This window comes from Burkholderia sp. BCC0506 (genome assembly GCF_902833145.1).
Classification (GTDB): Bacteria; Pseudomonadota; Gammaproteobacteria; order Burkholderiales; family Burkholderiaceae; genus Burkholderia.
In genome coordinates this window covers 1-444 of sequence record NZ_CADFEN010000037.1, presented here as the reverse complement: position 1 = coordinate 444, position 444 = coordinate 1, and the positions used below count along the sequence as shown (strand labels likewise).

Genomic DNA, 444 nt, shown 5'->3' with positions numbered 1-444 from the left:
AGTTCGATCCGGCGCCGCCGCTCGAGACGCTGATGCTGCACTTCTGCGGCGAGATCCGCCTGAACCACTGGTACCGCTGCGCGGCCGACTGGCATACCGAGCCCGTCATCAAGCAGATCTACGAAACGATTTCGCGCGACGAAGCGCGTCATGGCGGCGCGTACCTGCGCTACATGAAGAAGGCGCTGAACAACTGCGGCGACGTCGCGCGTGCCGCGTTCGCGAAGATCGGCGTGCTGATGGCGTCGGCGCGCCGTACCGAGAAGCCGCTGCACCCGACCAACCTGCACGTGAACCAGGCGCTGTTCCCGCGCGACACCGTGCAATCGCGTCTGCCGGATCCGGAATGGCTCGAGCGCTGGCTCGACGAGCAGATCCGTTTCGACGGCGAGTGGGAGAAGAAGGTGGTCGAGCGGATCCTGCACAACCTGTCGATCCTGTTCG

The 444-nt window shown here is 65.1% G+C and carries 1 pseudogene; it reads left to right on the top strand.

From position 1 onward, the window contains the following. Nucleotides 1–444, top strand: a pseudogene (locus tag HWX62_RS32850) (ferritin-like domain-containing protein); the annotation flags it as partial.